Origin of the sequence: Microbacterium hanjuni (assembly GCF_043556395.1) — a bacterium.
Taxonomy (GTDB): Bacteria; Actinomycetota; Actinomycetes; order Actinomycetales; family Microbacteriaceae; genus Microbacterium.
On record NZ_JBIGIK010000001.1, the window covers coordinates 129,945 to 149,543 of the forward strand.

Below are 19,599 nucleotides of genomic sequence, written 5' to 3' on the forward strand. Positions count from 1 at the left end.
GGGGTCCTCTCGATGGGTGCGGGGAAGGCCCCTCCACGTTATTGCCTGCGCAAACCCGCTCGATGCGACGCCTGTCGAGGAAGCGCTCGACACCCCTGTCGCCTCGGTCGGACGGGTGAACCGATCAGCGCCCCGCTCCGAAGAGAGGGAGACTGGATCAGGAGGATGCGATGCGGCAATCGATCGTGATGGCGCTTGGTGCGGTGTGTCTGCTGCTGGGTGGATGCGCAGCCCCTGCCGCCGAGGTGCCGGCGGGCGACGGGCCGCTCGTGGCGTTCTACGGCGATTCGTACACCCTCGGCACGGGGGCGAGCGCCGCGGAGCATCGCTGGTCCACCCGGCTCGCCGCCGACCGCGGGTGGCGCGAGTTCAACCCCAGCGTCAACGGCCTGGGGTTCGTCAACAACCGCGCTGAGCTGCAGGCCGACCTTCCCGGCGAGATCATCGCCGCCGACCCCGACATGGTGGTGGTCACGATGGGGCTCAACGACGTCTTCAGCTACGACGCACGCGGCGACGGGATCCGTACCGCGATCGAGCAGGACTTCTCCCGGCTCAAGAAGGAGCTGCCCGACGCTCGGTTCGTCGTCGTCGAGCCGTTCTGGTACACCGCCGAGCGCCCGGAGGGGCTGGAGACCATCATCGGGTGGGTGGAGGATGCTGCCGGCACGATCAGCGCCGACTACATCTCCGGTGCCTCTTCCTGGATCCAGGGCAGGCCGGGCGAGATGGCCGCCGATGGCCTGCATCCCAACGACGCGGGCTACGACGCGATCTACCGGCACATGGATGCCGCGTTCGCGGAGCTCGGACTCTGATGCCGGCCGGCGCAATCCCCGGGTTTCCGCGGTCCCCCGTGCGAGCATGACGAGATGGCCCAGCCCGTTCGCGAATCCAAGCCGTGCGCGCAGTGCGGTCGGCCGTTCGACAACCGCAAACGGTGGAGCACCCGCGCGCAGTGGGACGAAGTGAAGTACTGCTCGAGCCGGTGCCGCGCGGCGGCGGCGCACGACAGGCGGACCGCGTGAGAGCCGCCCTCATTCTCGGCACGCAGCTGCTGGATCAGCATCCCGCCACCCTCGACGATGACATCGACGAGTTCTTCTTCGTCGAATCGGCGGCGCTGTTCGAGCGGCTGCCGTACCACCAGCACAAGATCGTGCTCATCCTGGCCGCAATGCGCTCGACGGCTCGTCGCTGGGAGCTCGAGGGTCGAACGGTGCGGTACGTGCGACTGGGGGACAGACTGTCGTTCTCGGCCGGCGTTGCCCGGCTGATCGGCGAGCACGGCGCCGAGGGCCTCGCGTGGATGCGAGCGACCGACCGCGGGGTCGACGACCGGCTCGAGCGGCTCTGCGCCCGCGAGGGGGTGCGCACCCGCACCTATCCCGACGAACTTTTCCTCACTCCGGAAGGAGAGGTGGACGAGTGGTTCGCCGCCCATCCGACTCCGGTGATGGAGGACTTCTACCGCTGGCAGCGGCGACGCACCGACACACTGATGGACGGTCGTCGCCCGACCGGCGGCCGCTGGAACTTCGACGAGGACAACCGGCGCCCCCTGCCGAAGGGTGGACTCGAGATTCCGGCGCTACCGACGGTGACCCACGACGAGATCACCCGGGAGGTCATCGCGGAGGTGAGGGAGCGCTTCGGCGACCACCCCGGTGACGCCCGTGATTTCTGGCTTCCGGTGACCCCCGCCGAGGCTCGCGGGTGGCTCGAGAGCTTCGTCCGCGAGCGTCTGCGGGATTTCGGCCCCTACGAAGACGCCATGACCGCGGACCAGCCGTTCCTCTTCCACTCGGTGCTGTCTCCGCTGATCAACCTCGGCCTGGTCACCGTGGCGGAGGTGATGGATGCTGCGCTCAACGCCGGCGACGACGTTCCGTTCGCGTCGCTCGAGGGGTTCCTGCGTCAGGTCATCGGGTGGCGGGAGTACATGCGCGGGATGTACCGCGCACACCCCGCGCTGGCGGACGTGAACTTCCTGGAGCTGCACCGCCCGCTGGAGGAGTGGTGGTACACCGGGCGCGACATTCCCGAGGACCTGCCGGTGCCGGTTCGCACGGTGCTCGAGCGGGTACACCGGTGGGGCTACGCCCACCACATCGAGCGGCTGATGGTGCTCGGCAACTGGTTCCTGCTGGAGGGTTACGCCCCCCGCGAGGTCAACCGGTGGTTCTTGACGCTGTTCGTCGACGCGTACGAATGGGTGATGGTGCCGAACGTGATGGGGATGAGCCAGTACGCCGACGGCGGGCTGGTCGCGACGAAGCCGTACGTGTCGGGCGGCGCCTACCTGCAGCGCATGGGGCGCTGGTGGCGCAACGCGGGCGAGGCGAAAGCGGCGGCCTACACCGACGGGTATTGGAGATTCCTCGAGCGACACGAAGATCGCCTGGCCGACAACCGGCGGCTGTCGCGTCCGCTCGCTCAGATGCGAGCGCGACGCGACAGCACCGGTGACGACGCCGAGTGATCAGCCGGCGGGGTTCTCGACGGGGGTGCCGTCGTCTTCGGTCGTGTCCGGCTGCTCGTCGGGGGTGACCTCGGGGGTGCTGTCCGGGGTGGCGGGGGTGTCGCCGGAGGTGGGGTTCTGGGTGTTCTCGCTCATGGTGTCTTCCGTTCTCAGTGGTGTTTGGCGGCCTTGGCAGCCGTCTTCTCGGCCGCCTTCATCGCTCGTCGCGCCTTCTTCACGGCGCGCTTGCGGAGCTTCTGCACCTGCGGGTCGTTCCAGACGGTGACGACCGCGGCGACGATCAGGCCGTACTTGATGATCAGGGCGCGGACGCCGAAGAACGCCCCCGCCGCGCTCGTGGCGATCAGCAGCCATTTTCCGAAACTTCTCATGGATGTCCTCCCCGGGTCCGGCCACGTTGTGCCTGGTCCCATGAGAGCAAGCAGGGCGGCTCGCTGTCATGGCCTTGCGTGGAGAGCACTTCCTGTGTGACGCGCGACGGAGCCTGACCCGACCTCGGGTGGGGTCGGAGGCATCTACGGTGAAGGGATGGATGACGAGAGCGACGAGCGGTGGATGATCATCGACGGCCGTCGGTGGCGCAAGACCGACCCGGTGCTACCCGACGAGACCGTCGCGGCGCTGCGCTCGCACCTCGGTCGAGGGCGCTCCGGGGTGCGGGTAGCTCGTCTGTCGGGGAACACCGAGCGCGAGGCGACGGCACGTCACCGCGTCGGACTGGCCAAGCGCGGGCTCGGTGAACGGGGTCCCTACTGGTGGGACGAACCGGAGGCCGCCCGTCTGGCCCGTGCGCGCGAAGCCCTCGACGAGTTGGACGACCTCGACGATCCCGACTGAACGTCGCCGGCGGATGCTGGCGGACGGAACGCGTCGATGCGAGTCAGGCGCGCTCGGGCGAGCACGGCGCCGGCGAGCAGAGCGCCGAGACCGCCCAGCGCCATGTCTCCGATCGTGTCGTCGTAGGTGACGAAGATCTTGTCGGATACGAAGGTGTACCCGATCCACTCGATCATCTCCCAGAGGGCGCTGACGGCGAGGCCGATCATGCCCGCGAGGGTGACCGCGATCCTCGGGGTGACGTCGGCGGCGGTGGGTCGCGGCACGATGTCGAGGTGGGCGAGGAGAAGGTAGACGACGAGCGCGATCACGCCGGTGCAGGCGAAATGCACGACGAGATCCCAGCCGTTCACCGACTCGTACAGACCCAGCACGTTGCTCCAGGCAGCGACGAGCACGACGAGTTGGTAGGTGATGTCGAATCCGGCGCGCGCGCCGACGAACCGCGGCACGAGAAGCGCGGGGAGCGCCAGAGCGAGGATCCCGCCGGCGGTCGGACCCCATCCGAGGGCGGCGACGACGATGCTCGCCAGCCCGGCCACGCGCAGGCCCGCCGCGATCAGTTCGGCGGGGGTGCCGGGGCGGCGGAGGAAGTTGTCGATCATCGAGATCCTCCGCCCAGCTGCACGACCGCCTGCACGGGGAGATGGTCGCTCGGCCAGCCGGCCGCCGTGCGGTTCGCGTTGATACCGATGCTCTGCACGACGACGTCATCGGAGACGAGGATGCCATCGATGCGCCCCTTGCCGATGCGGGGTCGGCGGTAGTTCGCGAACGTGCCCCACTCGGGGGTGAGCCGTTCTGCGGCCGCCGGCCACGCGTCTCGCAGGCGGTTGCCAGCGAGCAGCGTTCGCCAGGTGGCCGAGCCCGCGGGGGCGTTGAAGTCCCCGGTCACGATCAGCGGCACGTCCGCACCGCCGGCGTCTGCGGCCAGCATCGCCGCCGTGCGCTTGCGCGCTCGGGCGGAGAACGGGTCGAGGTGAGTGTTCCACACCGCGAACACGGTGGACGATGCGCGATCGCGGAAGAGGGCGCGCACCACCACCCGCGGGATGAGTCCGCCCCACGACGTCGATCCGGGCTCGTCGGGACGCTCGGACAGCGCCGTCTGCGACCACTCCTGCACCGCGAGACGGTCGGTGTCGAAGAACAGCGGACACGCCTCACCGCGTCGGCCGGCGTTTCGGCCGAACCCCACGAACCGGTACGAGGGTCCCAGCGCCTCGCCGATCGCGGCGGCCTGATCGGGAAGCGCTTCCTGTACGCCGACGACGGTCGGCCGCTCCTCGCGCAACACCTGCTGCAGGATCGGCAGACGCGTGCTCCAGCGGTCGGCCGAGCGTCCCGGCACCGTCTCGCTCATCCGGCGACGCACGTTGAACGTCATGACGTGAAGGGCGGGCGACGCGACCGCCCCGACGAGGGTCACCGCCGCACCCTCCCCGGCGGGGTCGCCGGAAGAGCGGCACCGTGGTGGCGCAGTCGTCGTCGCAGCAGCCGCTGCCAGCGCACGGGCGGAAGGTCGGCCGGCCAGTGCACCATCACGGTGCGCACCCCCCGCCACATGCGCCGCGCGAAGCCGCGTCCGCTGGTGAACGGCCGCATCGAGATGCCCATTCGGGCGGCGGGCAGTGCCCGGATGCGGTGGTGCTCGCCGAAGTGGTACGACAGATCGAGGTCGTCGTGCAGCTCGGCGTCTGAGCGGTGCGCGGTGGTCCGGATGCTTCGCCACGCGCTGCGTCGGAAGCCGAGGTTCGAGCCGAAGACGGGCAGATGCCCGAGGGCGGGAGCGCCGAACGCGGTGTAGGTCGCGAGGTACACCGCCGCGAGCGGGGTGCGCAGCGCCGAGGGGCCGTCGATGAAGCGGGCGCCTCCCGTGAAGACCGACACATCCGCCCGGGCCGCGAAAGCGGCGCGCATCTCCGCGATCCACGTGGCTTCGGGGATGCAGTCGGCATCCAGGCGGAGGATCAGGTCGCCGCTCGCTGCGTCATAGCCGGTGGCAGCGGCGGCCGGGATGCCGAGGTGCGCGCAGGGCACGACGACGGCGCCCGCCTCGAGCGCGACCGTGGCCGAAGCATCCGTCGAGCCGTTGTCGACGACGATGATCTCGTCGGCGGTCACGGTCTGCGCGGCGAGCGCGGCGAGGCAACGCGCGAGAAGTCGCGCGTCGTTCTTCACGGGGATGACCACCGATATCGTCGGGCGATCGGCGGCGGGGGCGGGGCGGTTCACGTCGTCTCCTGGGCGGCTAGAGGGTCACGCTAGCCGCCCCCGCCGAGGACGCTCGGGCGTTGACACCCGGCACCCCGACGGGTAGCGCGTCAGCCCCAGGGTGCGCACCGCCCGACGATGCGCAGATGCAGCAGGCCGTCGACGGGGGAGGTGTCGCGGAGGCTCATCCGCTCGATCGGCAGCGTCTCGCTGTAACGCACGTCTTCCTGGGGTCCGCGGCCGGCGGAGTACCCGGCCACGTCCCACACGGCGAGGATGTTCTGCACCGAGCCGGCGTTGTCGCTCGTGCGGAAATCGAGCGCGACGGTGAAACGGGTGCCGCCCTCGCAGGCGCGGGCGAGCGGCCTGGTCTGCGGGTCGACCAATCGCCCTCGGGGGTCGACGGCGGCGCTCACCGTGGCGTCGAGCGTGGCCGCCAGCATGCCCGCCACGCTCGCTCGGGCCTCGACGGTACCGAGCGGGGGCAGAGCGGATGTGGCGGGAGTCTCGGTCGCCTCAGCGGGAGCGGTGGCGGCGAGCTCGCCCGGGTCGGTCGAGCCTCGCACGGCGACGGTCAGCAGCACGACCGCGATCAGCGCGCCGCACCCCACGCCGAACCAGCGCCCTGGGCCCCATGGCTTCGCCATGCTGCGATTGTCCCCCTCAAACGGCCACCGCGGAGGGGGTGCGCGCGAGTCGCCGCCCGGCGGCGCGATACCACTGGGCGCAGAAGATCAGGATCACGACTCCCTCGATGGTGGCCCCCGCGTAGTACATGAGTTGGGCTCCCTCCGCCGCGGCCGATGCGCTCACCCCGACCGGCGGGTGGGCGAAGAGGTACTTGGCCAAGATGCTGTGCGACGCGGACCCGGCGACGATCGCCGCAGCGAGGAGGGGACGACCGGCGCGGTGCGGGTGAGGGTCGATGCCGATGACGGCGGCCGTGAAGAGGGCGCCGGCAGCGAGGAGATGCGCATGGACGATGAGGTGCATCAGCGGGTCGGTGCGCATCGCCGCGAAAACGGGCGTGAGGTAGATCAGCCAGAGTCCTCCCGCACTCAGCAGAAGGGCCGTCACCGGGTGCGAGATCAGGCGTGCCGGGCGGCTGCGCAGGATGCGGGACACCCGCCGCGCGGGAACGATGGCGAGGGTGCGCAGCGCCAGGGTCACGGGCGCTGCGAGCACCAGCAGCAGCGGCGCGATCATGCCGCCGAGCAGGTGCGTTGCCATGTGGGCGACGAAGTCCTCGTGCGCGGCGTCGGCGAGAGGACCGACGACGGATGCTGTGGCCGCCGCGGTTCCCGCCAGCCACAGCACGCTGCGCTGCACCGGCCACGAGCGGCGGCCGCGCGAGATGAGGACGCCGCCGAGGTAGAGCGCGACTGCCAGGCCGGCCAGTGCGAGGATCACGCCGTCCAGCGATGCGGTCGCGCTGTGGGGATGGGTCATGGGAGGGCTCAGGCGACGACGGCGCGCTTCGATGTCACGACGAGCCCGATTCCGACCGCGAGCAGGAGGGCGGCGGTGAGGTTCCAGACCACGTCGTACGCGAACAGGTTCTCGACGTAGCGGATCTCGTGCAAGCCGAGCACCTTGTGCTGGACGAGGCCGTCGTACAGCTGGAACGCGCCGGCGCCCGCCAGCACCCCACCGAGCCATCGGCGCCGGTTGACCGCCCGACGGCGGCGGAGGTCGGCGAACAGGAAGAGGCCCGCGATCGTGGCGAACCAGCTGAGTGCGTGGAAGATCCCGTCCGAAACGAGCCCCAGCTCGCTCGTACCCCGGTCGTAGAAGTGATGCCAGTGCAGCAACTGATGAAAGACCGTCTCGTCGACGAAGGCGATCACTCCGACGCCGAAGAGCACGCCCGACCACAGGTTCTGCGCAGACCGCGCGTCGGCGCCCGACTCCGTCTTCATCGCGTCATCAGAGCACCGATCGGCGCGGCGCTCTCCGGCCTTGCGCGGGCGCTCCCGATGTGGGTGAAGGGTCCGTAGGCTGGTCGGATGCCCGACACGCTCAACATCTCGGCGTATCTGTTCACGCCGATCGACGATGCGCCGGCCCTGCGCCCGGTGCTGCGCGAGCGCGCTGTGCACGCCGGCCTCCTCGGCACCGTGATCCTGGCCGCCGAGGGCATCAACCTGTTCCTCGCCGGAGCTCCGGATGCCGTCCGTGGCTTCATCGACGAGCTGCGGCGCGACCCCCGGTTCGCCGAGCTGCGGGCGAAGGAGAGCTGGTCGGCCCAGCAGCCGTTCCAGAAAATGCTGGTGAAGGTGAAGCGGGAGATCATCCGCATGGATCATCCGACGATCCGCCCCGACGCGGGTCGGGCTCCGGCGGTCTCGCCGACGACCCTCCGCCGCTGGTTGGACCAGGGCGCTGACGACGAGGGCCGCGAAATCGTGCTGCTCGATACCCGCAATGCCTTCGAGGTCGCCTACGGCTCGTTCGAGGGTGCCGCCGACTGGCGCATCGAGAGATTCACCCAGTTCCCGGATGCTGCCGCCGCCCATCGTTCGGAACTGGACGGCAAGACGGTCGTGAGCTTCTGCACCGGCGGCATCCGCTGCGAAAAGGCGGCCCTTCATCTGCGCGAAAGCGGCGTCGAGGCGTATCAACTCGATGGCGGCATCCTCGGCTACTTCGAGCACGAGGGTCGCGCCCACTGGAGCGGCGAGTGCTTCGTCTTCGATGAGCGCGAGGCGCTGACGCCTGAACTGGCTCCCGCGACACACTGAAGGGGCCGCCGCACGAAGCGACGACCCCCTCAGAGTCCGGTCAGTGAGCGATGACCGGTTCGGCGTTCTCGGCCGGAGCCTCGGCCGTCGCGCCATCGCCCGAGGGGCGCCGGCGGAACAGCAACGCGGCGATGACCGCGCCCACCGCGAAGAACGCGGCGCCCCAGCCATACGCGGCGGCGTATCCCGCCACCGCACCCGACGCGACCGTCGTGGCATCGGGCGGCATGTGGGCGGCGATGTAATCCGTCGTCGCGGTGGCCGCGATCGTGTTGAGCAGAGCCGTGCCGATCGAGCCGCCGACCTGCTGGCTGGTGTTCACCATGGCCGAAGCGACACCGGCGAACTCTCGGTCGACGCCCAGCGTCGCGGTCTGCATTGAGGCCGGCATGATCGTGCCCATCGCGAAACCGAGCACCATCAGCGCCGGCAAGACGCTCGTCGCGTAGACGCTGTCCAGGTCCAGGCGGGTGAGCAGCAGCATCCCGATCGCACCCAGCGTCATTCCGGCGGGCACCATGATCTTCGGTCCGAGTCGGGGCAGCAGCAGGTTCGTCGACAGCTGAGCGGCGAGGACGAGCATGATCACCATCGGGAGGAACGCGAGGCCCGTCTGCATGGGGCTGAATCCGAGCGACGCCTGCAGGAAGTAGGTGACAAAAAGGAAGATGCCGAACATGCCGGCACCCGCGATCAGGATCGAGATGTACGACGCAGCGCGGTTGCGGTCGCGGACGATCGCCAGCGGCAGCAGCGGGTGAGTGGCGCGCCGCTGCCAGAGCACGAAGCCCACGAGCAGCACGACGGCCGCCGCGAGGACGCCCCACGCGAGCGGGGAGTCCCAGCCCTCGGTCTCGGCGTTCGCGAAACCGTACACGATGCCGAACAGTCCGGCCGAGACGAGGACCGTGCCGGGGATGTCGAGCTTCGGCCGGGGACCGGAACGCTCGATGTGGCCGACGAAGAGCACCGCGCCGATGATGGCGATGACGGCGATGAACACGTTGATGTAGAGGTTCCACCGCCAGTCGAACTGCTCGGTGAGGAACCCTCCGAGCAGCAGGCCGACGGCGCCACCGGCGCCCGCGATCGCTCCGAAGACACCGAACGCGCGAGCGCGCTCCTTCGGGATCGTGAACGTCGTCGTCAACACCGCAAGGGCGGTGGGGGCGAGGAGCGCGCCGAACACGCCCTGCAGGGCGCGGGCCGCGACGAGCACCCCGAAGTCAGGGGCGGCGCCACCGAGCGCTGAGGCGGCGGCGAAACCGATGAGCCCGATGATGAAGGTGCGTTTGCGCCCCATCAGATCGGACAGGCGACCACCGAGCAGGAGCAGGGCGCCGAACGCGAGGGAGTACGCGGTGACCACCCATTGACGGTCGCCGTCGGAGAATCCGAGGTCGGCCTGGGCGGAGGGAAGGGCGATGTTCACGACCGTGGCGTCGAGAACCACCATGAGTTGGGCGAGGCCGACCGTGATGAGGGTCAGCCACCGGCGACGGGACACCGGGGTGGGCGAAAGTGCAGACATGACCTAAAGCATATACGGAACCCAGCAGTTCCAGATATGTCTAGTTCCTGAACTCTTGCGTCTTGGATGAGGTTAGGATGGGGGCACGCCTTCTTCAGAAAGGGATGAGTTCGCGATGACGCCGCTCGACCTGACCATCGATACCGCCCCCGAGGCTCCGCGCTTGGGCCGGAAACGTGACCTCACGCGCGACCCCGAGATCCTCGAGGCGACTCTGGATGTGCTCGCTGAAGAGGGCTACGACGGAATGACGATCGACATGGTCGCGACCCGGGCCCGCGCCGGCAAGGCGACGCTCTATCGCCGCTGGTCCTCGAAAGCCGAGCTGGTGATCGACGCGGTCGCGTGCTTGAAGTCGGCGGACCTCGATACCGACAGTCTCCCCGATACGGGAACGCTGCGCGGCGATCTGGTCGCGATGATCAAGCCGCCGAGCATGAAGGACGCCTCGCGCAAGTTGAAGATCATGGCGGGCGTGGCGTCGATGCTCTCGCGAGCCCCTGAGCTCGCGGAAACGGCACGTGAGGCGCTCGTCGAACCGCGAGCTGCGGCGAATCGGTTCCTCATGCGCCGAGCCGTCGAGCGGGGCGAGATCGCAGCGGATCGCGACATCGACACGATCGCTCTCGTGAGCCCGTCGATGGTCGCGCATCGCGTTCTCATGCAGGGCGAACCGGTCACGCGCGAGTTCTTGATCTCGCTGGTCGACAGCGTCATCCTGCCGGCGCTCGGGGCGCCCGCGCACCACCCCGTCGCCACAGATGGCGACTGAAGCCACCGGCCGGGCCCGCGTCGCGGGCGCTTTCGTTCTCGACGCCGGCCTGGTGGTGGCGTTCGCGGTGATCGGGCGGGCGAGTCATGACGACGATCTGTGGGCGGGTCTTGGTCAGACGGCATGGCCGTTCCTCGTCGCACTCGTGATCGGGTGGGCGCTCACCCGCGGGTGGAAAGCGCCCGCCGCCGTCGTGCGCACCGGAATCGGGGTCTGGCTCGCCACGGTCGGGGGAGGGATGCTGCTGCGCGTACTCTCCGGTCAGGGAACCGCGCTCGCGTTCATCATCGTCGCCACGCTGTCGCTTCTGGTGCTGCTCGTCGGATGGCGCCTCGTGGCGCAGTTCGTCGCACGCCGCGCTTCACGCTCTTCCGCCTGAAGGACAGGCGCGGGGGAAAACGGCGCAAGGAAAAGGGCACCGGGGTACAGACAACGGGCCCGCCGAAGAATCGACGAGCCCGTTGGCTTGACTCCTCAAGAGGAGTCGGTGAACCATCCGGCTGGGCAGCTAGCGCTACCCTGCGGGAGAAGTCTCAGAGGGGCCGAATGTTCGCGGCCTGCATACCCTTGGGTCCGCGCTCAGCGTCGAACTCCACCTTCTGGTTTTCCTGAAGCTCCTTGAAGCCCGAACCGGCGATCGCGCTGAAGTGCGCGAACAGGTCGGCGGAGCCGTCATCGGGGGCAATGAAGCCGAAGCCCTTTTCGGAGTTGAACCATTTCACGGTGCCAGTGGCCATCGTGTCTATCCTTATTCTTATTCGGGCCGCGATGTGCGACCGTGTGTGCCGCTCCGACGTGTGCGGAGCGGACGGGTGGGACGGAACGAGCGGAAACCGCGCGGGGTGACCGCACGCGACCGCGGCGAACCGCAGGCATCTTCAACGGCGAGCATGGCGAGGCCGGCGGACGCGTGGCGTCCGAGGTCTTCGCCCAGCGGGCCGCGGGCATCGTAGCCGTCGGCGACGTGCGCGACGAAGCCGGCATACTCGCCACTGGAAGTGGCGACGAAAATACCGTCTTCCGCCTGGCGCCACTGCGATGTGGTCGAGGCGGGTGGTGCGGTGGTGACAACAGTCAAAACAAAGCTTTCAGGATCCGTCTGAGACGGGGGTAAAACGTCGTGCAGGCTGCTTCTCCACAATGAGGCAGAGGTTTTCGACGTGCTCGTTCCGGTGAGGAACTCCTCAACGTTAGCACGAGCGGGCGGTGTGACGCGAGGGAAAGCCGAAAGCGCGCTGTTCGAACGGTGCTGCACGTGCTCTCCTTCCCCCGGTGTCTCGAACTCTAGCGGGGGAGGGGTGTCGCGCGGAAGGAGCTGAGGTCATCCGGCGCGCAGCACGGCACGTGCCACCCGCTCGCCCGATACCAGCGCGCCTTGGATCGATGCCGTGTCACGGTGGTCGCCGGCCAGATAGACACCGGCCGCCACCCGCGCCGGGCTCGTGGTCCGGAGCGGGGAACCCTGAGCGGGGAGCGCGTCGTGCACGTCGTCGCGGCGCAGAATTTCCCAGGCGCTGGCATCGGCACCCCAGATCTCGCCCACTTGCCGGCGCACCTCCGCCTCGGTCGCGCCGGAGCCCGGAGCCGGAAGCAGGCACGTCGCGTGCACCAGGTGCCGGCCGGCCGGTGCATACGAGGGCGCGGCGTTCGAGAGCACCGAGGTGTTCACGATCGGCCCCCGCCGCCGGCCGTCGACGGAGAGCATGGCGGATGCTGAGGGCGCAGCGTCCGTGGCGAACCACCACGTCTGCAAGCCCCGGGTGACGGGGCGAGGCACGTCCACGAGCGAGGACACGGCGCCCGGACCCACCGCCACCACGACCGTGCGGGCGCGCATCGTGTCGGCGCCTTCGATGTCGACTTCGACGCGGCCGCCGGTCCGGGCGAGCTTCGCCACCCGGTGCTGCAGTCGGATGGCGGCTCCCGCCGCCGTCGCGGTGTCGGCCAATTGCGCCGGAAGCGCCCCGATGCCACGCTCGGGCAATCCCGGCGCTCCGAGCACGAACATCCGCACGAGGAGGCGCACGAAGGTGTCGGAGGTGGCGCCGGTGTCATCGGCGATCACGCCGGCCAGGAACGGCGCGAGCACCTCGGTGCGAAGCGGCCCGAAGAGCCCGACCCGATCCCACCCCGCCCTCAGCGACTGGTCGGGGCCGTCGATGAGGGTGCGCGGGCCGATGAGTGCGGGGCCGATCCATCGCGCGAGGGCGACAGCATCCGCCACCGTGATGAGACCGCTCCGCAGGGTGGCAGGGATGAGCGCGGGGAGGCGGAGGGGGTGGGCGAGTTCGACGACGGTGCGCTCGCGCCGTACGCGCACGCCGACGGGGAAGCGCTGCAGGCGCAGGGCGGGCACATCCACTCCGCGGTGCATCGCCGGGTAGGCGGGATTGAGCACGTGGAAGCCCCGGTCGACCAAGAAGCCGTCCACCTCGTCGGTGCGCTCGCGACCCCCCACGACCTCGGCGGCTTCGAGCACGACGACGGTGCGTCCGGCGTCAGCCAGGTGGGCGGCGGCGCGCAGGCCCGCAAGCCCCGCGCCGATGACGATCACATCGGGGGTCTCCACGCTGCGAGCCTAGGTGCCTGCTCCAGCGCCTCACCACCCGCCGCGCGTGGGCGTGTGCCCTTCCCGAGCGTCGTCGGGCATCGCCATCTCCGCCCTCATGCCGAGCAGCCGGATCGGGCGGTCGGGGTCGATCTTGTCGACGAGCACCATCGCTGCGGCGATGACGGCGTCGCGGTCGGAGGTTTCGGCCACCTTGCGCGTGAAGGTCTTGGTGACGAACGGGGCGTAGCGCACCTTGACCCCCACCCCGACGACGGGGCGTCCCTCGGCGGCGACGTCGTCGAGCACCTGGCCGAGCTGATCGAGGGCGGCCTGCTCGATCTCGGCCCGCTCGGTGAGATCCTGCTGGAAGGTGACTTCGCGACTGTGTCCGCGGGCCACCCAGGGGGTGTCATCCACCACGGCGGAGCCGTCGCCCCGGCCCAGCTGGGCATACCACGGGCCCATCTTCGGGCCGAACTCCGCCGCGAGCACGCTGACATCCGCCGTCGCGAGGTCGGTGACCGTGGCGATGCCGTGGGCAGCAAGGCGCCGCGAGACCTTGGTGCCCACGCCCCAAAGTTCGATCGTGGGGCGAGCGCCCATGACGTCGAGCCAGTTCGCCGCGGTCAGGCGGAACACCCCGCGGGGCTTGCCGAAACCGGTGGCGACCTTGGCGCGCACGAGGGTGTCGCCGATTCCGACGCTGCAATGCAGCCGCGTGTTCTCGAGGACCGCGCTCTGCAGGTCTCGGGCGTAGCGCTCGGGATCGATGGTGTGGACACCGACGAACGCCTCGTCCCAACCGAGCACCTGCACCACTGCGCCCGGCTGCGCACGCAGGGTGGCCATGACCGCCTCGGAAGCCGCCGTGTAGGCGGGGAAGTCGACGGGGAGGATCACCGCGTCGGGCACCTTTCGCGCGGCGATCCGCAGCGGCATCCCCGAGCCCACGCCGAACGCGCGTGCTTCGTACGAGGCGGTCGAGACGACGGCGCGCTCGGTCGGGTCTCCCCGCCCGCCCACGATCACCGGCAGTCCTGCCAGCTCGGGGCGCCGCAGTACCTCGACGGCCGCGATGAACTGATCGAGGTCGACGTGCAGCACCCACGCCGTCGCGTCTTCAGTCATCTGCGCCCGACGCTGCGAGGGCAGCTCGCAGCCCTTCGACGAACCACTCGGGGTGCTCCCACGCGCCGAAGTGCCCACCCGCGGGGTACTCCGTCCAGTGGACGACGGTGAAGAACCGCTCGCCGAAGGCCCGCGGGGCGGAGATGAGGTCCTTCGGAAAGAGGGAGAACGCGGTCGGCACGGTGATGCGCTCGGTGAGGGGCTTCGTGCGCGCGGCGTAGGGGGCGAACGACGTGCCGATGGTGCCGGTGACCCAGTACGCGCTCAGCCAGGTGAGCAGATCGTCGCGCGGGAACACCGACTCGACGTCGCCCCCGCTGTCGCTCCACGCGGTGAGTTTCTCCACCAACCACGCCGCGAGTCCGGCGGGGGAGTCGCCGAGACCGACCGCGAGGGTGTTCGGCTTCGTGGATTGCTCGAGCGCGTAGGCGCCCTCGGTCGAGCGCCAGGCGGCGGCCTCGTCGAGGTAACGCCGTTCCTCGTCACCCAGATCCGCCGGGTTCACCGCGAAAGCGTGCGAGTACGGCACATCGGTGAGGTGCAGGGCCGCGACGCGATCGGGATGCCTCGACGCCCAGCGCTCTGCGATGCCGCTGCCGATGTCACCGCCCGAGACGACGAAACGGTCGTAGCCGAGCTCGCTCATCATGGCGTCGAGCTGGTCGGCGACATCGTCGGAGGTGCCCCGCATCGGTCCGGCCGAGAACGGGTAACCGGGAAGCGCCGGTACGACGACGTTCACACCGGCGAGGAGCGGAACGACACGGTCGAAGCGGAGGAGGGAATCGGGCCAGCCGTGCAGCAGCACGACGGTCGGAGCCGCCTCCCCGGCGCGGTGATGGACCGCATTGATGGGCGTGTCGCCGCCGGTACTGACCCACGGGCGCGCCAGGATCGCGCGCTCGGACGAGCGCCAGTCGTAATCGCGGCCCCACGCCTCGATGAGGGTGCGGAGATAGGAGCGATCCACCCCGAGCCCGCCGGCATCGTCGGGCAGGGCCGCCACCCAGCGAGTCCGTTCCAGGCGGTCGCGGAGGTCGTCGAGAACGCTCTGGTCGGCGCGGGTGGGAATGCTCACGCTGTCAGGCTGGCATCCCGACCCGGCTCCGGCAAGCGGGCGCTACGCGGCCGAGGCCGCCTGACGGGTGAGGGCGGCGGCGATCCGCTCGATCGCTTCGCGGACGAGCGGGCGCGGCATCGCGAACACGAAGCGCATGTGGCCGACGCCGGCGACGCCGCACGCGGCGCCGTCGGTCATCGCCACGCGGGCATTATCGCGGAACCACTCGGCGGGGTTGCCTTCGATGCCATAGGCGCGGAAGTCGATCAGGGCGATGTAGGTGCCCTCGGGCATCGTGACGCGGGCGTCGGGAAGCAGCTCGGCCACGAGGTCGGCGAGCAGGCGGCGATTGCCGTCGAGGTAGTCGACGGCGTCATCGAGCCACGGCCCGCCGTCGGTGTACGCCGCGACGGCGGCCACGACGCCCAGCGTGGACGTGCCGTGGCCGGCCCAGAATCCGAACTCCGCCCAGGCGGCGGCATCCGACTCGTTCGACAGGATGACCTGCGCGCACTTGAGCCCGGCGAGGTTCCACGCTTTGGAGGCCGAGGCGGCGGTGATCGTGTGCGAGGCGGCCGCCTCCGAGATCGACGCGTACGGGATGTGGCGTGCGGGGGAGTAGACGATCGGGGCGTGGATCTCGTCGGAGAACACGCGGCCGTTCTTCGCCGCGACCACCTCCGACACGGCCTCGAGCTCGTCGCGGGTGAAGACGGTGCCGAGCGGGTTGTGCGGGTTGCACAGCACCAGCAGGCCGGCGCCCTCGTCGAACGCCCGGGCGATGCCGTCGAGGTCCATCGTCATGCGCCCATCGACCTCGATGCTGGGCACCTCGATGACCTCACGGCCGTGCATGGGCGGCACGATGAGGAACGGCATATAAGCCGGGGTCGGCACGATGACTGCTGAGCCGGGCGCGGTGAATCGCTCGATCGCGAGCTCGAAGGCGGCGATGACGTCGGGCACGTGGTGCACGCGATCGGCGGGCACCTCCCAGCCGTACGCGTCGCGGTACCAGGCGGCCGTCGCCGCGCTGAGCGCATCGGCGAGGTGCTTCGGCAGGTAGCCGGTGAGGCCGCGGTCGAGCGCGCCGGTCAGCGCGGCCGTGATCGGCGGGGCGACGCCGAAGTCCATCTCGGCGACGAACGCGCCGATGACGTCGGGGAACATCGTCCACTTGACGCTGCCGTTCGCTCGAAGGTCGGCTTCGGTGAGGGCGTCGAATCCGGAGGAGGTCATCCCTCCATCCTTCCAGTCCTCCGAGACACCGGTGGCACGACGAAGGCCGTGGTCCCGCTCGCGCGGGACCACGGCCTTCGAGAGAAGCGGTCAGGCGGTGGCGCCGGCCTCGGCGCGCTTGGGCAGCACCCAGCCCGGACGCACGAAGTGGCACGTGTAGCCGTGGGGGATGCGGATCAGGTAGTCCTGGTGCTCGGGCTCTGCCTCCCAGAACGGGCCCTCGGGCTCGATCGTGGTGACGACCTTCGCCGGCCAGAGACCGGAAGCATCCACGTCGGCGATCGTCTCGCGGGCGACCCGCTCCTGCTCGGGGGAGAGCGGGAAGATGGCAGAGCGGTAACTCGTGCCGACGTCGTTGCCCTGGCGGTTCAAGGTCGAAGGGTCGTGGATCTGGAAGAAGAACGCCAGGATGTCGCGGTACGTGGTCTGGGTGGGATCGAAGACGATCTCCACCGCCTCGGCGTGACCCGGGTGGTTGCGGTAGGTCGCGTGGGCGTTCGTTCCGCCGGTGTAGCCGACGCGGGTGTCGAGCACGCCGGGCTGGCGGCGGATCAAGTCCTCGGCGCCCCAGAAACAACCGCCGGCGAGCACGGCCGTCTCGGTTCCGGGGGTGCGGGTGATGGTTCCCGTGGTGTCGGTCATGCTGCACTCTCCTCAGTGGTGAACTGTGTCTTGTAGGCGCCGTAGCCCTGCTCCTCGAGCTCGGCGACGGGAACGAAGCGAAGCGCGGCGGAGTTCATGCAATACCGCAATCCTCCCGCATCCCGGGGGCCGTCGTCGAAGACGTGACCCAGGTGGCTGTCGGCTCCGGCCGAGCGCACCTCGGTGCGCTTCATCCAGAGCGTGCGGTCGGTCTTCTCGGTGACGGCGATGTCGTCGATCGGCTTGGTGAAGCTCGGCCATCCCGATCCGCTCTCGAACTTGTCGCGCGACGAGAACAGGGGCTGGCCCGACACGACGTCGACGTAGATACCGTCGTCGTGGTTGTCCCAGTACCGGTTGCGGAACGCGGGCTCGGTCGCGTCCTCCTGCGTGACGCGGTACTCGTTCGGGGTGAGGCGGCTCAGCGCCTCGGGAGTCTTGCGGTAGTCGTTGCTCACGATTCCTCCTGTTCGACGGCGCTGGCTGCGGCGTCACTAAAGGGAACGGATGCTGCGCCGGTTTTGGTCCCTCGAACCTGGGAGCGCGGTGTGAGTTTGGGGGTCAATTCAGGGTGACGACGAGCTTCTCGGCCGACACTCCGCGGCGCAGTTCATCGAGCGCGGGCTGGATGGCGCTCAGCTGCGTGCCCACGACGCGAGCCGGGGGGAACGCCTGGTGTCGCCCGTCGGCGAGAGCGTCGGGAAGGTAGTCAGCCCACAGCATCGGGCCCACCTCGTTGTTCATGAGAGAGCTTCCCCACACGAAGCGCGCGCGCACGCCGCTCAGTGCGCAGCGGACCTGCAGGGTTGCGTTGCTCGCGACGAGCCGCGCCAGCATCCGGAGCCGTTGGCGGGACAGGCCGCCCCGCCGGGGCTGATCGTAGAACGACACCGAGGGGCTCGCGAGCACCACGCGCTTCGCGCCCGTGGCGCGGGCGACGGCGACGCTCGGTTCGGCCGACCCCACGGCAACCGCGAGCACGCCGCGCACCGTCGTGCCGGACGCCGCGGCCGCGATCTTCGCCACGGCCTCCGGATCGCGGTAATCGAACACGTGGGTGGCGCCCAACAAGCGGAGCGCGTCGTGGTTCTTCGGCGAGGCGGTCGCGATCACGGTGTACCCCGCCGCCCGGGCCAGCTGGATCGCGTTGCTGCCGACACTCGTGGTGCCGCCCCAGACCACGACGCTCTCTCGGCGCTCGGTCGGGTTCGCGCTCGGATGCGCCAGCCCGAGCTGGTCGGTCTGAAACAGCGCGCTGGCAGCGGTGGAGACCGCGAGCGGCAGCACGACGGCCTGCTCGAACCCCAGATCGGCGGGCACGGGGGCGGTGAGGCGTTCCTCGACGGCGGCGTACGACTGGAAGCCGCCCTCGGCGATGTCGTCGCGGCCGCGTTCCATCCCGACGGCGAACGCGAAGACGCGGTCGCCGGGCTGGAAGCGGGTCACCGCCGATCCGACGGAGACGACCTCGCCCGCGATGTCGGTGCCCAGGATCGCGGGAGAGGGGAGCCAGCCGTACATCAGGCGCCCGTTCGACTGGATGGTCGCGTCGAGCGGGTTGACCGCGATGGCGCGGACGCGCACGACCAGCTGGCTCGGCCGGGCGGTCGGGAACGGTGCCTCCCGGACGGTGAGGTCGGCATACGGCGCGTCGATCCACGCGGCGGTGTTGGTCGGCATGAGGGCGCCCCTTCGTATGGAAGCATCCGCTCGCCGATCGACGCTCGTGATGACATTCCGTGTCATAGACATGATGACACGGAATGTCATAGCCTGGGACCATGACGCGATGGGCACCCGATGCCGCACTGAGGCTGGAGCAGGCCGCCATCGAGCTCTTCGAGCAGCAGGGTTACGCCGCGACCACGGTGCCGCAGATCGCCGAGCGGGCCGGGTTGACGACGCGCACCTTCTTCCGTCACTTCGTCGACAAGCGCGAGGTGCTGTTCCTCCGCGACCGCGAGTTTCCCGAGGTGGTCGCGAACGCGCTCGCAGGCCTGCCCGACGACCTCGATCCGCTCTCGATGGTCGAGCAGGGACTGACCGCAGCGACGGCGCCCTTGCAGCAGTGGCGCGCGTCGATCCTGCGACGTCGGGCTTTGATCCGCTCCGAGAGCGCGCTGCACGAACGGGAGCTGCTCAAGTCGGCGAACCTGTCCGACGCGGTGGCCGCTTCGCTGCGATCGCGGGACGTGCCGCCCCGCGAAGCCCGTCTGCTCGCCGCGCTCTCGGTGATCGTCTTCGACGAGGCGCTCGAGGCGTGGCTCGACGCAGACCCCGGCGCCGACCTCGCCGCCGTGCTCAGCACGACGTGGCAGGCCCTGCGCGCGCTGAGCGGCGGCGGCGCCGCGCGAATCCACCCCTGAGCGCTCCAATCCATGCTGCGATGCCGCACGGAAGGG

The 19,599-nt window shown here is 69.8% G+C and carries 26 protein-coding genes; 8 read left to right on the forward strand and 18 right to left on the reverse strand.

The window, feature by feature from the left end:
- Nucleotides 1-170: 170 nt before the first annotated feature.
- From ACFXP5_RS00675 to ACFXP5_RS00685, 3 genes are read left to right on the forward strand one after another with little or no spacing between them, the layout of a single operon-like run.
- Nucleotides 171-818, forward strand: a complete 648-nt coding sequence (locus ACFXP5_RS00675) for an SGNH/GDSL hydrolase family protein (RefSeq protein ID WP_394543087.1) — start codon at nt 171-173, stop codon at nt 816-818.
- Nucleotides 819-872: 54 nt separating this feature from the next.
- Entirely contained in the window at nt 873-1,028 is a 156-nt protein-coding gene (locus tag ACFXP5_RS00680; protein ID WP_394526127.1) for a DUF2256 domain-containing protein, read from the forward strand.
- Nucleotides 1,025-2,482: a cryptochrome/photolyase family protein gene (locus ACFXP5_RS00685; protein ID WP_394543088.1), complete on the forward strand. Its 1,458-nt coding sequence runs from the start codon at nt 1,025-1,027 to the stop codon at nt 2,480-2,482. The genes ACFXP5_RS00680 and ACFXP5_RS00685 overlap by 4 nt, the downstream gene beginning before the upstream one ends.
- Here ACFXP5_RS00685 and ACFXP5_RS00690 read toward each other — a convergent pair whose 3' ends face one another.
- Entirely contained in the window at nt 2,483-2,617 is a 135-nt protein-coding gene (locus ACFXP5_RS00690) for a hypothetical protein (RefSeq protein ID WP_394543090.1), read from the reverse strand.
- 14 nt (nt 2,618-2,631) lie between these two features.
- On the reverse strand, nt 2,632-2,853 hold the full coding sequence (locus ACFXP5_RS00695; protein WP_394526131.1) for a hypothetical protein: 222 nt from the start codon (nt 2,851-2,853) through the stop codon (nt 2,632-2,634).
- A 157-nt stretch (nt 2,854-3,010) separates the two neighbouring features.
- On the opposite strand from ACFXP5_RS00695, the gene ACFXP5_RS00700 reads away from it, so the two are divergent.
- Complete coding sequence (locus ACFXP5_RS00700) at nt 3,011-3,319, forward strand: biopolymer transporter Tol (protein ID WP_394543091.1); 309 nt, start codon at nt 3,011-3,013, stop codon at nt 3,317-3,319.
- Here the strand turns inward: ACFXP5_RS00700 and ACFXP5_RS00705 are convergent.
- The 6 genes from ACFXP5_RS00705 to ACFXP5_RS00730 form a co-directional block, all read right to left on the reverse strand.
- The gene (locus ACFXP5_RS00705) at nt 3,232-3,924 is read right to left on the reverse strand and encodes a DUF2238 domain-containing protein (protein WP_394543092.1); all 693 of its coding nucleotides are present in this window, start codon (nt 3,922-3,924) and stop codon (nt 3,232-3,234) included. The two genes, ACFXP5_RS00700 and ACFXP5_RS00705, sit on opposite strands and share 88 nt — an antisense overlap.
- Nucleotides 3,921-4,748, reverse strand: a complete 828-nt coding sequence (locus tag ACFXP5_RS00710) for an endonuclease/exonuclease/phosphatase family protein (RefSeq protein ID WP_394543094.1) — start codon at nt 4,746-4,748, stop codon at nt 3,921-3,923. Before ACFXP5_RS00710 ends, ACFXP5_RS00705 begins: the two co-directional genes overlap by 4 nt.
- Nucleotides 4,745-5,554: a glycosyltransferase family 2 protein gene (locus ACFXP5_RS00715; protein ID WP_394543095.1), complete on the reverse strand. Its 810-nt coding sequence runs from the start codon at nt 5,552-5,554 to the stop codon at nt 4,745-4,747. The genes ACFXP5_RS00710 and ACFXP5_RS00715 overlap by 4 nt, the downstream gene beginning before the upstream one ends.
- A gap of 89 nt (nt 5,555-5,643) precedes the next feature.
- The gene (locus ACFXP5_RS00720; RefSeq protein WP_394543096.1) at nt 5,644-6,180 is read right to left on the reverse strand and encodes a hypothetical protein; all 537 of its coding nucleotides are present in this window, start codon (nt 6,178-6,180) and stop codon (nt 5,644-5,646) included.
- Nucleotides 6,181-6,196: 16 nt separating this feature from the next.
- Complete coding sequence (locus ACFXP5_RS00725; RefSeq protein WP_394543097.1) at nt 6,197-6,982, reverse strand: cytochrome c oxidase assembly protein; 786 nt, start codon at nt 6,980-6,982, stop codon at nt 6,197-6,199.
- A gap of 8 nt (nt 6,983-6,990) precedes the next feature.
- Nucleotides 6,991-7,452, reverse strand: coding sequence for a DUF2243 domain-containing protein (locus tag ACFXP5_RS00730; RefSeq protein WP_394543098.1), 462 nt, complete (start codon nt 7,450-7,452; stop codon nt 6,991-6,993).
- A gap of 87 nt (nt 7,453-7,539) precedes the next feature.
- On the opposite strand from ACFXP5_RS00730, the gene ACFXP5_RS00735 reads away from it, so the two are divergent.
- Nucleotides 7,540-8,274: a sulfurtransferase gene (locus tag ACFXP5_RS00735; RefSeq protein ID WP_394543099.1), complete on the forward strand. Its 735-nt coding sequence runs from the start codon at nt 7,540-7,542 to the stop codon at nt 8,272-8,274.
- Between the two features lie 40 nt (nt 8,275-8,314).
- Here the strand turns inward: ACFXP5_RS00735 and ACFXP5_RS00740 are convergent, their stop codons facing one another.
- The gene (locus ACFXP5_RS00740) at nt 8,315-9,805 is read right to left on the reverse strand and encodes an MFS transporter (protein ID WP_394526146.1); all 1,491 of its coding nucleotides are present in this window, start codon (nt 9,803-9,805) and stop codon (nt 8,315-8,317) included.
- A 115-nt stretch (nt 9,806-9,920) separates the two neighbouring features.
- On the opposite strand from ACFXP5_RS00740, the gene ACFXP5_RS00745 reads away from it, so the two are divergent.
- On the forward strand, nt 9,921-10,577 hold the full coding sequence (locus ACFXP5_RS00745) for a TetR/AcrR family transcriptional regulator (RefSeq protein WP_394543100.1): 657 nt from the start codon (nt 9,921-9,923) through the stop codon (nt 10,575-10,577).
- Nucleotides 10,567-10,956: a DUF3054 domain-containing protein gene (locus ACFXP5_RS00750; protein WP_394543102.1), complete on the forward strand. Its 390-nt coding sequence runs from the start codon at nt 10,567-10,569 to the stop codon at nt 10,954-10,956. Before ACFXP5_RS00745 ends, ACFXP5_RS00750 begins: the two co-directional genes overlap by 11 nt.
- 154 nt (nt 10,957-11,110) lie before the next feature.
- Here the strand turns inward: ACFXP5_RS00750 and ACFXP5_RS00755 are convergent, their stop codons facing one another.
- From ACFXP5_RS00755 to ACFXP5_RS00795, 9 genes are all read right to left on the reverse strand, one after another.
- Nucleotides 11,111-11,314 (reverse strand): cold-shock protein, encoded by a 204-nt coding sequence (locus tag ACFXP5_RS00755; protein ID WP_116648472.1) that lies wholly within the window; start codon nt 11,312-11,314, stop codon nt 11,111-11,113.
- A gap of 17 nt (nt 11,315-11,331) precedes the next feature.
- Nucleotides 11,332-11,832 (reverse strand): hypothetical protein, encoded by a 501-nt coding sequence (locus ACFXP5_RS00760; RefSeq protein ID WP_394526151.1) that lies wholly within the window; start codon nt 11,830-11,832, stop codon nt 11,332-11,334.
- 66 nt (nt 11,833-11,898) lie between these two features.
- Nucleotides 11,899-13,146 carry an FAD-dependent oxidoreductase gene (locus ACFXP5_RS00765; RefSeq protein WP_394543103.1) on the reverse strand — a complete coding sequence of 416 codons (1,248 nt, stop codon included), beginning with the start codon at nt 13,144-13,146 and terminating at the stop codon, nt 11,899-11,901.
- Between the two features lie 30 nt (nt 13,147-13,176).
- Nucleotides 13,177-14,256 carry a DNA polymerase IV gene (locus ACFXP5_RS00770; protein ID WP_394543104.1) on the reverse strand — a complete coding sequence of 360 codons (1,080 nt, stop codon included), beginning with the start codon at nt 14,254-14,256 and terminating at the stop codon, nt 13,177-13,179.
- Nucleotides 14,249-15,334, reverse strand: a complete 1,086-nt coding sequence (locus ACFXP5_RS00775) for an epoxide hydrolase family protein (protein WP_394543105.1) — start codon at nt 15,332-15,334, stop codon at nt 14,249-14,251. Before ACFXP5_RS00775 ends, ACFXP5_RS00770 begins: the two co-directional genes overlap by 8 nt.
- A 42-nt stretch (nt 15,335-15,376) precedes the next feature.
- On the reverse strand, nt 15,377-16,555 hold the full coding sequence (locus tag ACFXP5_RS00780) for a MalY/PatB family protein (RefSeq protein WP_394543106.1): 1,179 nt from the start codon (nt 16,553-16,555) through the stop codon (nt 15,377-15,379).
- 90 nt (nt 16,556-16,645) lie between these two features.
- Entirely contained in the window at nt 16,646-17,197 is a 552-nt protein-coding gene (gene msrA, locus ACFXP5_RS00785; RefSeq protein ID WP_394526159.1) for a peptide-methionine (S)-S-oxide reductase MsrA, read from the reverse strand.
- Nucleotides 17,194-17,655, reverse strand: a complete 462-nt coding sequence (msrB, locus tag ACFXP5_RS00790; RefSeq protein WP_394543107.1) for a peptide-methionine (R)-S-oxide reductase MsrB — start codon at nt 17,653-17,655, stop codon at nt 17,194-17,196. The genes msrA and msrB overlap by 4 nt, the downstream gene beginning before the upstream one ends.
- A 103-nt stretch (nt 17,656-17,758) precedes the next feature.
- A complete protein-coding gene (locus ACFXP5_RS00795) occupies nt 17,759-18,877 on the reverse strand; it encodes a zinc-binding alcohol dehydrogenase family protein (RefSeq protein ID WP_394543108.1) in 1,119 nt (372 codons plus the stop codon).
- Nucleotides 18,878-18,978: 101 nt separating this feature from the next.
- Between ACFXP5_RS00795 and ACFXP5_RS00800 the strand changes: the two genes are divergently transcribed.
- A complete protein-coding gene (locus ACFXP5_RS00800) occupies nt 18,979-19,563 on the forward strand; it encodes a TetR/AcrR family transcriptional regulator (protein ID WP_394543110.1) in 585 nt (194 codons plus the stop codon).
- Nucleotides 19,564-19,599 lie beyond the last annotated feature (36 nt).

Excerpts from the sequence above, each read along its gene's own strand:
- ACFXP5_RS00675 (WP_394543087.1), top strand. The coding sequence starts at position 171 with ATGCGGCAATCGATCGTGATGGCGCTTGGTGCGGTGTGTCTGCTGCTG.
- ACFXP5_RS00680 (WP_394526127.1), top strand. The coding sequence starts at position 873 with ATGGCCCAGCCCGTTCGCGAATCCAAGCCGTGCGCGCAGTGCGGTCGG.
- ACFXP5_RS00690 (WP_394543090.1), bottom strand. The coding sequence starts at position 2,617 with ATGAGCGAGAACACCCAGAACCCCACCTCCGGCGACACCCCCGCCACC.
- ACFXP5_RS00695 (WP_394526131.1), bottom strand. The coding sequence starts at position 2,853 with ATGAGAAGTTTCGGAAAATGGCTGCTGATCGCCACGAGCGCGGCGGGG.
- ACFXP5_RS00700 (WP_394543091.1), top strand. The coding sequence starts at position 3,011 with ATGGATGACGAGAGCGACGAGCGGTGGATGATCATCGACGGCCGTCGG.
- ACFXP5_RS00705 (WP_394543092.1), bottom strand. The coding sequence starts at position 3,924 with ATGATCGACAACTTCCTCCGCCGCCCCGGCACCCCCGCCGAACTGATC.
- ACFXP5_RS00720 (WP_394543096.1), bottom strand. The coding sequence starts at position 6,180 with ATGGCGAAGCCATGGGGCCCAGGGCGCTGGTTCGGCGTGGGGTGCGGC.
- ACFXP5_RS00725 (WP_394543097.1), bottom strand. The coding sequence starts at position 6,982 with ATGACCCATCCCCACAGCGCGACCGCATCGCTGGACGGCGTGATCCTC.
- ACFXP5_RS00730 (WP_394543098.1), bottom strand. The coding sequence starts at position 7,452 with ATGAAGACGGAGTCGGGCGCCGACGCGCGGTCTGCGCAGAACCTGTGG.
- ACFXP5_RS00735 (WP_394543099.1), top strand. The coding sequence starts at position 7,540 with ATGCCCGACACGCTCAACATCTCGGCGTATCTGTTCACGCCGATCGAC.
- ACFXP5_RS00740 (WP_394526146.1), bottom strand. The coding sequence starts at position 9,805 with ATGTCTGCACTTTCGCCCACCCCGGTGTCCCGTCGCCGGTGGCTGACC.
- ACFXP5_RS00745 (WP_394543100.1), top strand. The coding sequence starts at position 9,921 with ATGACGCCGCTCGACCTGACCATCGATACCGCCCCCGAGGCTCCGCGC.
- ACFXP5_RS00750 (WP_394543102.1), top strand. The coding sequence starts at position 10,567 with ATGGCGACTGAAGCCACCGGCCGGGCCCGCGTCGCGGGCGCTTTCGTT.
- ACFXP5_RS00755 (WP_116648472.1), bottom strand. The coding sequence starts at position 11,314 with ATGGCCACTGGCACCGTGAAATGGTTCAACTCCGAAAAGGGCTTCGGC.
- ACFXP5_RS00770 (WP_394543104.1), bottom strand. The coding sequence starts at position 14,256 with ATGACTGAAGACGCGACGGCGTGGGTGCTGCACGTCGACCTCGATCAG.
- ACFXP5_RS00780 (WP_394543106.1), bottom strand. The coding sequence starts at position 16,555 with ATGACCTCCTCCGGATTCGACGCCCTCACCGAAGCCGACCTTCGAGCG.
- msrA (WP_394526159.1), bottom strand. The coding sequence starts at position 17,197 with ATGACCGACACCACGGGAACCATCACCCGCACCCCCGGAACCGAGACG.
- ACFXP5_RS00795 (WP_394543108.1), bottom strand. The coding sequence starts at position 18,877 with ATGCCGACCAACACCGCCGCGTGGATCGACGCGCCGTATGCCGACCTC.
- ACFXP5_RS00800 (WP_394543110.1), top strand. The coding sequence starts at position 18,979 with ATGACGCGATGGGCACCCGATGCCGCACTGAGGCTGGAGCAGGCCGCC.